General features: G+C 73.6%; 12 protein-coding genes. 7 read left to right on the top strand and 5 right to left on the bottom strand.

Going from position 1 to position 11444, the window contains the following annotated elements:
* Both ACTUAL_RS07835 and ACTUAL_RS07830 read left to right on the top strand, forming a co-directional pair.
* On the top strand, positions 1–751 hold a 751-nt coding region (locus ACTUAL_RS07835), incomplete at its 5' end, for a DUF5753 domain-containing protein (protein ID WP_440899775.1).
* Positions 748–993, top strand: a complete 246-nt coding sequence (locus ACTUAL_RS07830; RefSeq protein WP_440899774.1) for a DUF397 domain-containing protein — start codon at positions 748–750, stop codon at positions 991–993. The genes ACTUAL_RS07835 and ACTUAL_RS07830, both read left to right, overlap by 4 nt.
* Here the strand turns inward: ACTUAL_RS07830 and ACTUAL_RS07825 are convergent.
* From ACTUAL_RS07825 to ACTUAL_RS07815, 3 genes are read right to left on the bottom strand one after another with little or no spacing between them, the layout of a single operon-like run.
* On the bottom strand, positions 968–2800 hold the full coding sequence (locus ACTUAL_RS07825) for a dynamin family protein (protein WP_440899773.1): 1833 nt from the start codon (positions 2798–2800) through the stop codon (positions 968–970). The genes ACTUAL_RS07830 and ACTUAL_RS07825 overlap by 26 nt on opposite strands.
* Entirely contained in the window at positions 2797–3171 is a 375-nt protein-coding gene (grpE, locus tag ACTUAL_RS07820) for a nucleotide exchange factor GrpE (RefSeq protein WP_096497461.1), read from the bottom strand. Before grpE ends, ACTUAL_RS07825 begins: the two co-directional genes overlap by 4 nt.
* Entirely contained in the window at positions 3168–4661 is a 1494-nt protein-coding gene (locus tag ACTUAL_RS07815) for a dynamin family protein (protein WP_309142035.1), read from the bottom strand. Before ACTUAL_RS07815 ends, grpE begins: the two co-directional genes overlap by 4 nt.
* Positions 4662–4900: 239 nt before the next feature.
* Here ACTUAL_RS07815 and ACTUAL_RS07810 point away from each other — a divergent pair, with 239 nt between their 5' ends.
* From ACTUAL_RS07810 to ACTUAL_RS07800, 3 genes are all read left to right on the top strand, one after another.
* Positions 4901–5659: a hypothetical protein gene (locus ACTUAL_RS07810; RefSeq protein WP_157767962.1), complete on the top strand. Its 759-nt coding sequence runs from the start codon at positions 4901–4903 to the stop codon at positions 5657–5659.
* 149 nt (positions 5660–5808) lie between these two features.
* A complete protein-coding gene (locus tag ACTUAL_RS07805) occupies positions 5809–7017 on the top strand; it encodes a sensor histidine kinase (protein WP_096498144.1) in 1209 nt (402 codons plus the stop codon).
* Between the two features lie 49 nt (positions 7018–7066).
* Positions 7067–7723, top strand: a complete 657-nt coding sequence (locus ACTUAL_RS07800) for a response regulator (protein ID WP_440899772.1) — start codon at positions 7067–7069, stop codon at positions 7721–7723.
* A 44-nt stretch (positions 7724–7767) separates the two neighbouring features.
* On the opposite strand, the gene ACTUAL_RS07795 is transcribed toward ACTUAL_RS07800, so the two are convergent.
* Entirely contained in the window at positions 7768–8676 is a 909-nt protein-coding gene (locus ACTUAL_RS07795) for an SDR family oxidoreductase (RefSeq protein WP_096497464.1), read from the bottom strand.
* A gap of 46 nt (positions 8677–8722) precedes the next feature.
* Positions 8723–9295 (bottom strand): TetR/AcrR family transcriptional regulator, encoded by a 573-nt coding sequence (locus ACTUAL_RS07790; protein WP_096497465.1) that lies wholly within the window; start codon positions 9293–9295, stop codon positions 8723–8725.
* 85 nt (positions 9296–9380) lie between these two features.
* Here ACTUAL_RS07790 and ACTUAL_RS07785 point away from each other — a divergent pair, with 85 nt between their 5' ends.
* Together ACTUAL_RS07785 and ACTUAL_RS07780 are read left to right on the top strand one after the other, a co-directional pair.
* Positions 9381–10166, top strand: a complete 786-nt coding sequence (locus ACTUAL_RS07785; protein ID WP_440899771.1) for an HAD family hydrolase — start codon at positions 9381–9383, stop codon at positions 10164–10166.
* 108 nt (positions 10167–10274) lie between these two features.
* Entirely contained in the window at positions 10275–10970 is a 696-nt protein-coding gene (locus tag ACTUAL_RS07780; protein WP_440899770.1) for an Hsp20/alpha crystallin family protein, read from the top strand.
* The last annotated feature ends 474 nt before the right edge of the window (positions 10971–11444 follow it).

The following is an 11444-nucleotide window of genomic DNA, read 5'->3' as shown; positions in this document are numbered from 1 at the left end:
GCGGCTGAGCCAGGTCGAGAACGGCAAAGGCAGCCTCGGGACGGAGGAACTGCTGAAGCTGCTGGACTTCTACGGCGTCCAGGGCAACGAGCGGAGCACGATCCTCGCGCTGGGCACGGCCGCGCGACGGCGGTCGGTGCGACGCGGGTACGTCGACACGCTGCCGGAACCGTTCCAGCGCTTGGTGGAGATGCAGGTCGCGGCGAGCCGGATCAGCTGGTACGAGTGCGGCGTGATCCCCGGCTTGCTGCAATCGCCGGACTACCTCCAAGCGATCATGAACGCGGGAAACTCGATCTACTGGGAGCCATCCGAGGAGGAGACCGGCAATCGGATCTCGTTCCGGCTGGACCACCAGCGCCGGGTACTGGAGTGCAGCGATCCCAAGGACATCACGGTGATCTTCACCGAGGACTCCTTGGAGCACATCGTGGGCAGCGCCTCGATCATGCGCGGCCAGGTGCTGCACCTGCTGCAACTGCTGGAACGGCACGAGAACCTGACGATCCGGGTCGTGTTGAACAGCGCGGTGGACAACCCTGCGCTGGGCGGCGGCTTGGTGCTGCTGGACTTCCAGGAATCGTCACCGGTCAGCTTCGCCCCGCTGCTCTACGGACCGTGCACCTACTACGATCAGCCCGAAGACCTCGCAACGATGCAACGAATGTATGACCGGGTCGAGGAACTTGCGCTCAGCCGAGAGAACACCCGAGAACTGCTGATCGACCTGGTGAGGAAGGACGCGTCATGACCCGCGACACCGGCTGGTTCAAGAGCACCTACAGCTCGGCGGGCAGCAACGGATGCGTCGAAGTCCGCTTCACCGGGTGGCACAAGAGCAGTCACAGCTCGGCGGGCAGCAACGCGTGCGTCGAGGTCCAGCACGCGGGCGCCACCGTCGGCGTCCGGGACTCCAAGAACCCCACCGGTCCCGCGTTCCGCTTCAGCGCCGCCGCCTGGTCCGCCTTCACGCGCGGTCTCGCAACGCCCTGATCCGGGCCAACAGCTCGTCCACCTTCACGCGCCCCGCGCGCAGCTCCGCCGCCTGCCTCGTCGCCGCCTGGACCGCGCGGGTGCGCTCGCCCGCCTCCATGCGCAGCGCGCGGTCCACCTCGCGCAGCTCCGCCTCGATCGCCTCGACCCGCTTGGCGAGCGCGTCGTCCAGCGCCAGCGACAGCTGCTGCTCGACCTCGATCAGCTGCTCGGCCACCAGCTGGTCCAGGGTGGACCGCGCGTCGGCGATCGAGTCCGACAGCCACTGCTTGATGTGCTGCTTGTCCGCCGAGTGCTTGCGCGTGCGCGCCATCCACCACCCCGCGCCCAGCCCGATCACCAGCGTCGCGGGCAGCACGACCGGGTTCAGCGCGCCGATGCCCAGCCCCGCCAGCGGCAGGGCGGCCAACCGGCCCGCGCCCAGCCCGCCCGAGATGCCCATGAACACCAGCAGCTTGTCCTCGGCGGTGGGCGTGCGCCTCTCCGGCGGGCGCAGCACGATCGGCGGGGTGACGCCGCGCGCGAACTGGCCCCGGATCACCGCCATCTCGTCCGGCGTGAACAGGTCCGCCAGCGCCAGGTCCGCGACCTTCCCCAACCGGTGCCCGAGCCCCGCGCTGATCCTCGACGACACGACCTGCAGCGCCGCGTCCACCTGACCCGGCAGCGCCACCAGCTGGTCCCGGTCGGCGGCGTCGATCGCGGTGCGGAACCACGTCTGGAGGTCCCGCACCTGCCTGGCCACCTCGTGGTTGCCCTCCACGCGCGCCCGCTGCACCTCGCCGCGCAGCTTGACCTGCCAGCTCCGCGTGGACGACCTGCGCTGCGAGTTCAGCTCGTCGCGCCGCCCCCGCAGCACCTCGGCCTGCTCCTCGCCCGCCGACAGCGCCCGCAGGTCCGCCTCGGCCACGGCCACCAGCTCGTCCAGCACGGTGGCGAGCGCGCGCAGCCCGTTCGCCTCGCCGAGCATCGCGGCCCGGCCGACCACCAGCTCCTGCAGCGCCGCCTGGAGCTCCCCGATGCCGGACCGCTCGCGCAGCATCGCCGCCGCGTCCGGGTTCGGGGCCTTCGCGGCCATCTCGAACATCCGCGCCGACACCGGGTGGAACACCGCCCCGGCGAACCTCGGCGCGTGCTGCGCCAGCAGCGCCCGGTCCGCCTCGACCACCTCGCGCCACCCCCGGAACTGGTCGACCTTGGTCAGCGCGAACACGACCGTCTCGACCCGCTCGCCGACCGACCGCAGGAACTCCAGCTCGCCCCTGGTGAACGGCGCGGAGGCGTCCACGACGAACAGCAGCGCCGTCGCGTCCGCCGCCGCCTCGGCCGCCAGCTCGCCGTGCGCGGAGTCCAGCCCGCCGACACCGGGGGTGTCCACGATCGTGAGCCGCTCCAGCAACGGGATCGGGGCGTCCACCTCCACCGACCTCGGCGGCAGCGCGCCCTCGGGCAGCTCGTGCGCGGCGGAGACCCAGGCGATGAGCTGGGAGCGGTCGAACTCGACCGGCGGGGCGCCGCCCGCGTAGCGCGCGCGGCACGCCCACCGCTCGCCGTGCCCGAGGACCAGGTACGCGGCGGTGGCGACCTCGGCGTCCACCGGGGACAGGCCGGGCGTGGCGAGCAGGGCGTTGACCAGGGAGCTCTTGCCCCGGTTGGTCTCGCCGACCACGACCACCGACGCCTTCCCGCCGCGCCGGGTGTCCACGAGCTCGGCGGCGGCCGGGTCGACCGAGCGCACCAGCGCGGTCAGCTTCTCCCGCGTCCGGCGGACGAGCTGCGGCAGCGGCAGCGGCTGCGGGGTGGTCATCGGGCCGTGTAGACGGTGACGATCGGCGCGCGGAGCGTGCGCCCGCGGTCGGCGAAGCCGACCACCTCGGTCTCGGCGACCAGGCCGTCGAGCGTGACGTCGTCGGTGGGCACCACGCCGCCCGCCTCGTGCACGGACGGGTCGAACCGCTCGCCGTCCGGCCGCAGCGCGGTCACGCCGATGGCCGACAGGCCCTCCTCGATGCGCTCGACGACGCCCGAGCTGCGGGCGCGGTCCAGCGCGTACAGGCACAGCTGGACCAGGGCGCGCCGCTCGGCGAGCGCCTGGTCGAGCAGTTCACCCGCGATGGTCTCCACGTCCGGCTCCGACGCCCCCCGGCCCGGTTCCGTTCCACCGCCGCCCCACGTCATCGCCGCCCCCGAACCCGCTGGTGCCCCCGCACCTGCTGCCAGATCAAGAAGTACGCCCGGTGCACGACGTGCGCGACCCGGCTCTGCGCGGGCGTCGCCCCGAACGAGGCGAACGAGCGCCACCACCCGGCGCGCTCCAGCGCGTACGCCGCCACCGCCTCGGGCGGCCTGCCCACCATGCCCAGCTGCTCCACCGGGTCGGCCGAGGCGCCGAACCGCAGGACCTCCTCGGCCAGGTCGACCGGCATCCCGACCGCGCCGGACGCGACCAGGGTCAGCGCCTCCAGCAGCCGCAGCTGGTGCGCCTCCGGCTTGGCCAGCAGCACCTCGATGGCGTTGTGCACGCGCTGCCGCTCGCCGGGGTCGCCGGACGCCGCGGCGAGCGCGCTCACCGAGGCGAGCGCGGCGGCGGCCTTGATGCCGTCGGCGCGGGCGCGGAACACCGCGTTGAGCTTGCCGCGCACCCCGTCCAGCCCGGACGCGTCGAGCAGCTTGCGGCGCAGCGCGCCCGCCGTGATGGCCGGTTCGGCGTCCACCGCCTCCAGCGCGGTGCGCACGCCGTGCAGGTCCAGCCGCTCCAGCAGCCTGGCCCTGGCGCCCTGCGGGACGTCGCACTCCCAGGCGGTGAACAGGTCGGCGGACATCAGCATGGTCTCGCGGGTGGCCGGGTCCAGCTCGGCGAGCCTGCGTAGCGCGTCGGCGTCGGCCGAGGAGAAGCCGCCGGTCTCGGCGGACTCGGCGACCAGCCCGATGACCGGCAGCACGTCGGCGACCCTGGGCTTGAGCGTCTTGGCCTGCCGCTCGGCGAGCAGCAGGGCGGCCTTCCACACGTCGCCGTCCGCGCCGTCCACGGTCTCGGGGGCGATGGTGTCGGCCTTGTTGAGCACGGCGATCGCGTTGGCCGGGCCCGCCTCGCGGCCCGCCGTCGCGGCGGTGAACGCGGCCAGCGCCTGCCGGTCGTCCACGCGCACGCCCTGGGTGAAGACGTAGAGGACGGCCTCGGCGCCCGCGACCGCGCCCCTGGACACCGGGTCGAGCCCGCCGTGGTGCAGCACGGCCTCGGTGCGGGCGACCGAGTCGGCGTCGAGCGAGCCGAGGCCGGGGGTGTCGATGACGGTCAGGTCGCGCAGCACCGCGTTGGTCAGGAACGCCTCGACGTGCGAGACGGTCGTGAGGTCGACGCCCAGCTGGGCGGGCACCATGCCCTCCGCGTCGAACGGGAGCACCTGCTTGCGGCCGTCGGCGAGGACGACCTCGACCCGGTCGACCGTGCCGTACTGGTAGCGGGTGACCAGGCGGGTGCACTCGCCGACGTCGGTCGGCGCGACGCGGCGGCCGATCAGCGCGTTGACCAGCGTGGACTTGCCCGACTTGATGCGCCCGGCGACCGCGACCTGGAGCGGCGCGGCCAGCCTGGCGAGCACGCCGCGCAGTCCGGCGGCGGTGCGCGGGGAGACGTGCGGGCCGAGGCCTGTGCACAGCGACGCCACAGCCGCAGAGAGCGGACCCGCGTACCTCGCCTGACCTGTCACCCCCGAATCGTGCCACGTCCGAACGGCTGACACCCCGGAACGGTTGCCGCCGCCGGGTTTCCCGAGCCCCGCCATAACCGCTGCTGATCGTCGCTGGACCGGTCGGCTGCCCGCTCGAACGGGAATCGGGTTACACCCCCGCGAGTCACGGGTACACGACTCACCGTGAGCGTCGGGTAGAGAGAGGCTGTGGAGACATGGACCAGGGGTATGCCGTGTTCCTGCTGCTCGGTGTGGTGCTGGTGCTGATCGACGGCCAGTTGATCTACCGGAGCGGTCGGGGCTACATGAACCGGGCTTACGGCGACCCGGAGGCGGCGGCGTCGATGACGCGGCTGGCGACCGTGCTGTTCCACCTCGTGATGTTCGGGCTGCTGGCGCTGGTCTCGCTGATCACGCCGGACACGGGCGACCCCGTGCAGAACGTGGTGGTGCAGCTCGGGATCATGCTGCTGGTGCTGGCGGCGGTGCACGCCGCGACGATGGTGATCCTGGCGCGCATCCGCGACCGGCAGATCCAGCAGCAGCTCGCGGACGAGATGGCGCGGGAGAGCAGGCGGTTCGAGCAGGAGAACGGCCCGGTGGGGCTGCGCAAGCGCATCGTCGAGCGGACCACGCCGGGGCCGGAGGCCGCGCCGGTGGCGCAGGAGCCGCTCGCGGCGCCGACCACCCCCGCGCAGGGCGTCCAGCAGCCGCTGGTGGCCGAGCCGGAGACGCCGCGCGGCAGCACCCCGCCGTCCGGGCTCCCGCAGCCGGGCGTGGCGCAGGCCGGCGCGGCCCAGCCCGTGACGCCGCAGGCGGGCGTGCCGCAGACCGGTGTCCCCCAGGCGGGCGCGCCCGCGCCGAGGGCGGGCGAGCAGCCGGTGGCGCAGCCGTCCGTCGTGGAGCAGTCCGAGGTGGCCGCGCAGCGGGCCGAGCACAAGGCCGACCCGTTCACCGTGCACACCAAGCGGTAGCACGGGAGCAGACCCGGTGACCCCGGTCGAGCGGTTCGCACCGCTCGACCGGGGTCAACCCGTGGTAGGAGGGGGGCTCAGACCGCAGCGCGACGCGGCGGTCGCGGGCTCTGCCTAACCTGGTCCACGTGCGGCAGCTGAGCATGTGGATGCGAGCGCACCCCGCGTTCGGGGACACCCTGATCGCCGGGGTGCTCTTCATGTTCGACCTGCTCACCCTCGCCGCCGCCGGACTGCCGCGCCAGGTCCCCGCGGAGGACGCCGGGGTCGTGACGTCCGGGGTCTCCGGCGCGGCCTGGCTCACCGTGCTGGTGCTGATGATCGGCCCGCTGCCGGTGCGCCGCAGGTACCCGAGGACGACCAGCGCCCTGATCCTGCTGGGCGCCTGGGTCCAGCTGTTCACCCACGGCGCCGTGGACGACCCAGGCGGGCTGCCGCTCCGGCCCGCCGACATGGCGCTCGCCGTCGCGCTCTACACGATGGTCGTGTTCGTGGGCAGGCGGCCGAGCCTGCTCTACCTGGCCGCGCTGTCGGTGGGCAGCGTCCTGTGGGCGGTGACCGCCATGGGCGGCCCCGCGGGCGTGATGATGCTGTTCGTGATCGCCCCGGTGTTCGGGTTCAGCTGGGCGCTGGGCGAGTTCGTCGGCGCGCGCCGCGCCTACCACTCCGAGCTGGAGCAGCGGCTCCGGCTGCTGGAGCTGGAGCGCGGGCAGCAGGCCAGGATCGCGGTGGGCGAGGAGCGGTCGCGGATCGCGCGGGAGCTGCACGACGTGGTGGCGCACGCGGTGAGCGTGATGGTGGTGCAGGCCGACGGCGCCGGGTACGCGATCCGGACGCAGCCCGAGCTGGCCGAGGCCGCCGTGCGCACCATCTCCGACACCGGGCGGCAGGCGCTGGCCGAGCTGCGCAGGCTGCTGGGCGTGCTGCGCAGCGAGGACGGGTCGGGCGCGCAGTGGGCGCCGCAGCCGGGCGCGGGCGACCTGCGGGAGCTGGCCGAGGCGCTGCGCGCCTCCGGGCTGCCGGTGACCCTGGTGGTCAGCGGCGACCTGGGCGTGCTGCCCGCCGGGCTCGGGCTGGGCGTGTACCGGATCGTGCAGGAGGCGCTGACCAACACGCTCAAGCACGCGGGCAGCGGGGCGAGCGCGGTGGTGCGGGTGGACTGCGGTCCGGAGCGGGTGCTGGTCGAGGTGGTGGACGACGGCTTCGGCACGCCCCACGACCTGGTGGAGCTGTCCGGCGGCAACGGGCTGATCGGGATGAGGGAGCGGGCCGGGGTGCTGGGGGGTCGGCTGGAGGCCGGGCCCAACCCCGGAGGCGGGTGGCGGGTCAGGGTCGACCTGCCGCTCGTGCCCGCGTGAGCGGTGTTCGCGGAGCCGGCGCTCCGGCGGGGACCTAAGGTGGCTGACCATGATCCAGGTGTTGCTCGTCGACGACCAGGAGCTCATGCGGATGGGTTTCCGCATGGTGCTCAACGCGCAGGAGGACATCAGCGTCGTCGGTGAGGCGGGGGACGGGCTCGACGCCGTGCACATGGCCGAGCAGCTGCGCCCCGACGTGGTGCTGATGGACGTGCGGATGCCCGTGCTCGACGGGGTCGAGGCGACCAAGCGGATCACCGAGGCCGGGACGGCGCGGGTGCTGGTCATGACCACGTTCGACATGGACGAGTACGCGCTGTCCGCGCTGCGCAGCGGGGCCAGCGGGTTCCTGCTCAAGGACACGCCGCCCGCCGACCTGGTGTCGGCGCTGCGGGCGGTGGCCAGCGGGGACGCCGTGGTGTCGCCGAGCGTGACCAAGCGGCTGCTGGGGCGGTTCCTCGGCGAGGGCGGCGGGACGCTGCGCGACGCGTCGGTGCTGGACGCGCTGACCGAGCGGGAGCGCGAGGTGCTGGTGCTGATCGCCAAGGGCATGTCGAACACGGAGATCGCGCGGAAGCTGTTCCTGTCCGAGGCGACGGTGAAGACGCACGTGGGGCGCATCCTGGCGAAGCTGGAGCTGCGGGACCGGGTGCAGGCGGTGGTGCTGGCCGACGAGACCGGGCTGGTGCGGCCGGGCGACGTGTGAGCGCCGGTCCGGCGGCCCCGGTCGGGCCGCCGGACCGGTGTGGTCTAGCGGTAGTCCTCGGCGTCGAAGTCGCCGGGGTCCCGCTCGGGCTTCACGACGTCGTCGTTCCAGCGGCCCCAGTCCGGCTTGGAGCCGTCCAGGTCGGTGAAGCCGTACTCGCGCATGAGCGTCCAGGACGCGAGCGCCTGGCCGGTGAACCGGTGCCTGTCCGGGTCGGCGGCCAGCGCGGCCAGGCCCCGGCCCAGGTAGTGCGGGGTCTCCGAGAGGGCGTAGTGCGGCTCCTTGGCGATCGCGTCGCGCCAGGTGGCCTCGGTGACGCCGAAGTGCTCCAGCATCTGCTCCGAGCGCAGGAAGCCGGGGGTGGCGGCGACCGAGGTGCAGCCGTGCGGCTCCAGCTCCTTGGCCAGCACCCGGCCGAAGCGGCGGATCGCGACCTTGACCGAGTCGTAGGCCAGGGTGCCGGGGTAGTGGTCGTCGGTGTCGCCGTCGGTGACCTCGACCAGCAGGCCCCCCGGCCTGCGGATCAGCAGCGGCAGGAGGCGGTGCAGGGAGACCAGGTGCGCGCGGACGCTGTTGTCCCACATGCGCAGCTGGGCTTCGAGGTCCTGCTCCCAGAAGGGGGCGAACTCCACGTCGAGCTCGCCGCCCCAGACGTCGTCGACGAGGACGTCGAGCCGCCCGCCGCGCTCGGCCTCGATCCGGTCGCGGAACGCGTCCACGTCGGCGGGGTCGGTGAAGTCGCAGCGCACCGCGATGCCGGTGCCCCCTGCGGCGGTGACCAGCTCGGCGGTCTCCTCGATGGTCTCGGTGCGGCCGATCGGCGACCGGCTCTCGCGGGTGGTGCGCCCGCCGACGAAGACCGTGGCGCCCGCCGCGCCCAGCTCGACGGCGATCGCCCGGCCCGCGCCGCGCGTCGCGCCGGTGACCGCGGCGACCTTGCCCTGCAAAGTCATGCTCTCCCCTTGTCGTTCGGTTGCCTTGCTCGGGTGGCCGCCCCGGTCAGGGACGTCCCCAGGCGTCCAGCACCGCGTCCACGTCGTGCAGCATCCGGTCGACCAGCCCGCCGTTAGGTCGGATCGACCAGTCCAGGGTCGCGCCGGAGACCAGGGCGTGCAGCACCCGCGCCGCCCGGTCCGGTTCCGGCGCGCCCGGCAGGTCGACCGCCGCGACCAGGTCGCGCAGGGCGGTCTCGATCGCGACGTGCAGGTCGGCGAGCAGGGCGCGCAGGGCCGGGTCCATGAGGTCCACGCCCAGCTGGGCGAGGTGGTTGCCCGCCGTCGCCGGGTCCGGGGTGCCCTCGAAGAACCAGGCGGTGAGGGCGGCCCTGAGGCCCTCCAGGGGCGGCAGGCCCTCGGCGGCGGCGCGCATCCGGTCGCCGACCTGGGCGATCTCGCGCCTGCTGAGGGCTTGGAGCAGGCCGCTCTTGGAGCCGAACCGGGTGGCGAGGGTGCCGACGGAGACCTTCGCCTCGGCGGCGACCTGGGCCATCGTGAAGTCCGGGCCCTCGCGGTTGATGACGTCGCCGGTCGCCTTCAGGAGGCGTTCGTCGGTGATGGACTTGGGGCGGGCCACGCGGGTTATTGAACCATGGTTCATTAATCGGGGCCAGTGGCCGTTCCGGCGGTTTTCCCGAGGAGGGCTCACTTAGGGTGGCCGGATGGAGCGGACACCTCGCCTGATCGCGCTGGACATCGACGGAACCCTCGTGCCGACCGGGAGCGACGAGGTCTCGCCCGCCGTCCTGGACGCGGTCGGGCGGGCCGTGGCGAGCGGGGCGCGGGTGGTGCTGTCCACCGGGCGGAGCGTGCTCGGGACCCTGGGCGTGGCGGAGCGGCTCGGGGTGGGCGGGACGCTGCTGTGCTCGAACGGGGCGGTGTGGTGGGACGTCCGGGCGGGGGCGGCGGTGCGGCGGTCGGTGTTCGACGCGGCGGCGGCGCTGGCGGTGCTGCGGGAGGCGCTGCCGGGGGCGGTGTTCGCGAGCGAGGTCGTCGGGGTGGGGAGCCTGGCGCTCGGGCGGTGGGCCGAGGGGGACCTGTCCGGGGACGTGCGGGAGGTCGGGGTCGGGGAGTTCACGGCGGAGCCGACGTCGCGACTGGTCGCGCGGTGGGCGGGGCGGGAGCCGGGGGAGCTGGCGGCCCGGATGTCCGGAATCAGGCTGCCCGGCGCCACGTGGACCTCGGACCACGTGGAGGCGTGGTTGACCGTGGTGCCCGAGGGGGTGTCGAAGGGGGCCGAGCTGGAGCGGCTGCGGCGGGAACTGGGGGTCGACCGGGCGGACACGGCGGCGATCGGCGACGGGCACAACGACGTGGCGATGCTGCGGTGGGCCGGGTGCGGGGGGGCCATGGGGCAGGCGCCCGAGGGGGTGCGCGCGGCGGCCGACGTGGTGACCGGGACGTTGGCGGAGGACGGGGTGGCGGCGGCGCTGGGGCGGTGGTTCTGAGATTTGTCGTCCTTTTGATGACGAGCGGGGTTGTCAACGTTGTGATGACGCGGTAGCCTTGGTGGCACAGCGCATTGACCGGTAGTCGATACGTGGAGGTGGTTCTCGATGTTGATGCGCACCGACCCCTTCCGGGAGCTGGACCGCTTCGCGCAGCAGGTGCTGCGGGGGGTGGGTGGCCTCGGGTCCGGTGGACAGGGCGGCACGTGGTCGCGGCCGGCGATGATGCCGATGGACGCCTACCGGGTCGGGGACGAGTTCGTGGTCGAGTTCGACCTGCCGGGGGTGGCGGCGGACGCGATCGAGCTGGACGTGGAGCGGAACGTGCTCACGGTGAAGGCCGAGCGCAGGCCGAACCACCTGGGGCGGGTTGCGGCTGGGGCTTCGCGGGCGGATGCCGCGGGGGTCGACGCCTCGCGGGCGAGCGGTTCGCGGGCCGGCGCTGAGGCAGGCGACCGGGGGACCGGGCAGTCGGGCGTGGCCAGGCAGTCGGGTGCGGCGGGGCAGCCGAGCGAGGTCGAGCAGTCGGGCCTGGTCGAGATGGTGGTGTCGGAGCGACCGCTGGGCGTGTTCTCCCGGCAGCTGTTCCTGGGCGACGCCCTGGACGCGGAGAACATCCGCGCCGACTACGACGCGGGTGTCCTGACCCTGCGCATCCCGATCTCCGAGCGCACGAAGCCGAGGAAGATCGCGATCGGCAGCGCGGGCAACCGCAGCGCCGAGCACACCGACCGCACCACGGTCGACGCCACGCACGTGGACCGCAAGGAGCTCAGCTCCGAGAGCGCGCAGACCGGGACCTGAGCAGATCGGGACCTGAGCAGGCCAGGACCTGAGGAGATCAGGACCTGACGGGCGCGGACTCCCGGCGGATCGGCTGACTCCCGGCGGATCGGCTGACGCCCGGCGGATCGGCTGACGCCTAGCCGGTGAGCGGCGCCGGAAACGCGGGCCGACGCCTGATGGGCGAGCGGCGCCGGGCGGGGCGGCATGTGCGCTCGCTCGAGGAGCTACAGGCGCGTGGTCCAAACAAGGGCTGCGCGGAACGGCATCGATGAACAGGTCGCACAACACGCACACGGGTACCGGGACTCCGCGCGGGTCCCGGTACCCGCATGTGTCCGGTGCCCGCACGTGTCCGGTACCTGCACGTGTCCGGCACCCGCACGTGCCTGGTCCCCGCATGTGCCCGGTACCCGCAGGTGTTCCGAGTCCGGCCGGCCATCGGCCGGGTACGAGCCCCTGGTCTGCGCGAATCGTGCGAGTCAGGGCAGTCGG

Source organism: Actinosynnema sp., assembly GCF_052038725.1.
The sequence above is the reverse complement of the archived record's forward strand: the minus strand, read 5'-3'. Positions and strand labels throughout refer to the sequence as shown.

What these genes read in the sequence shown, in the direction of transcription:
- ACTUAL_RS07780 (WP_440899770.1), top strand. Translation starts at nt 10,275, where the DNA reads ATGTTGATGCGCACCGACCCCTTCCGGGAGCTGGACCGCTTCGCGCAG.
- ACTUAL_RS07830 (WP_440899774.1), top strand. Translation starts at nt 748, where the DNA reads ATGACCCGCGACACCGGCTGGTTCAAGAGCACCTACAGCTCGGCGGGC.
- ACTUAL_RS07825 (WP_440899773.1), bottom strand. Translation starts at nt 2,800, where the DNA reads ATGACCACCCCGCAGCCGCTGCCGCTGCCGCAGCTCGTCCGCCGGACG.
- ACTUAL_RS07805 (WP_096498144.1), top strand. Translation starts at nt 5,809, where the DNA reads ATGCGAGCGCACCCCGCGTTCGGGGACACCCTGATCGCCGGGGTGCTC.
- ACTUAL_RS07795 (WP_096497464.1), bottom strand. Translation starts at nt 8,676, where the DNA reads ATGACTTTGCAGGGCAAGGTCGCCGCGGTCACCGGCGCGACGCGCGGC.
- grpE (WP_096497461.1), bottom strand. Translation starts at nt 3,171, where the DNA reads ATGACGTGGGGCGGCGGTGGAACGGAACCGGGCCGGGGGGCGTCGGAG.
- ACTUAL_RS07785 (WP_440899771.1), top strand. Translation starts at nt 9,381, where the DNA reads ATGGAGCGGACACCTCGCCTGATCGCGCTGGACATCGACGGAACCCTC.
- ACTUAL_RS07810 (WP_157767962.1), top strand. Translation starts at nt 4,901, where the DNA reads ATGGACCAGGGGTATGCCGTGTTCCTGCTGCTCGGTGTGGTGCTGGTG.
- ACTUAL_RS07800 (WP_440899772.1), top strand. Translation starts at nt 7,067, where the DNA reads ATGATCCAGGTGTTGCTCGTCGACGACCAGGAGCTCATGCGGATGGGT.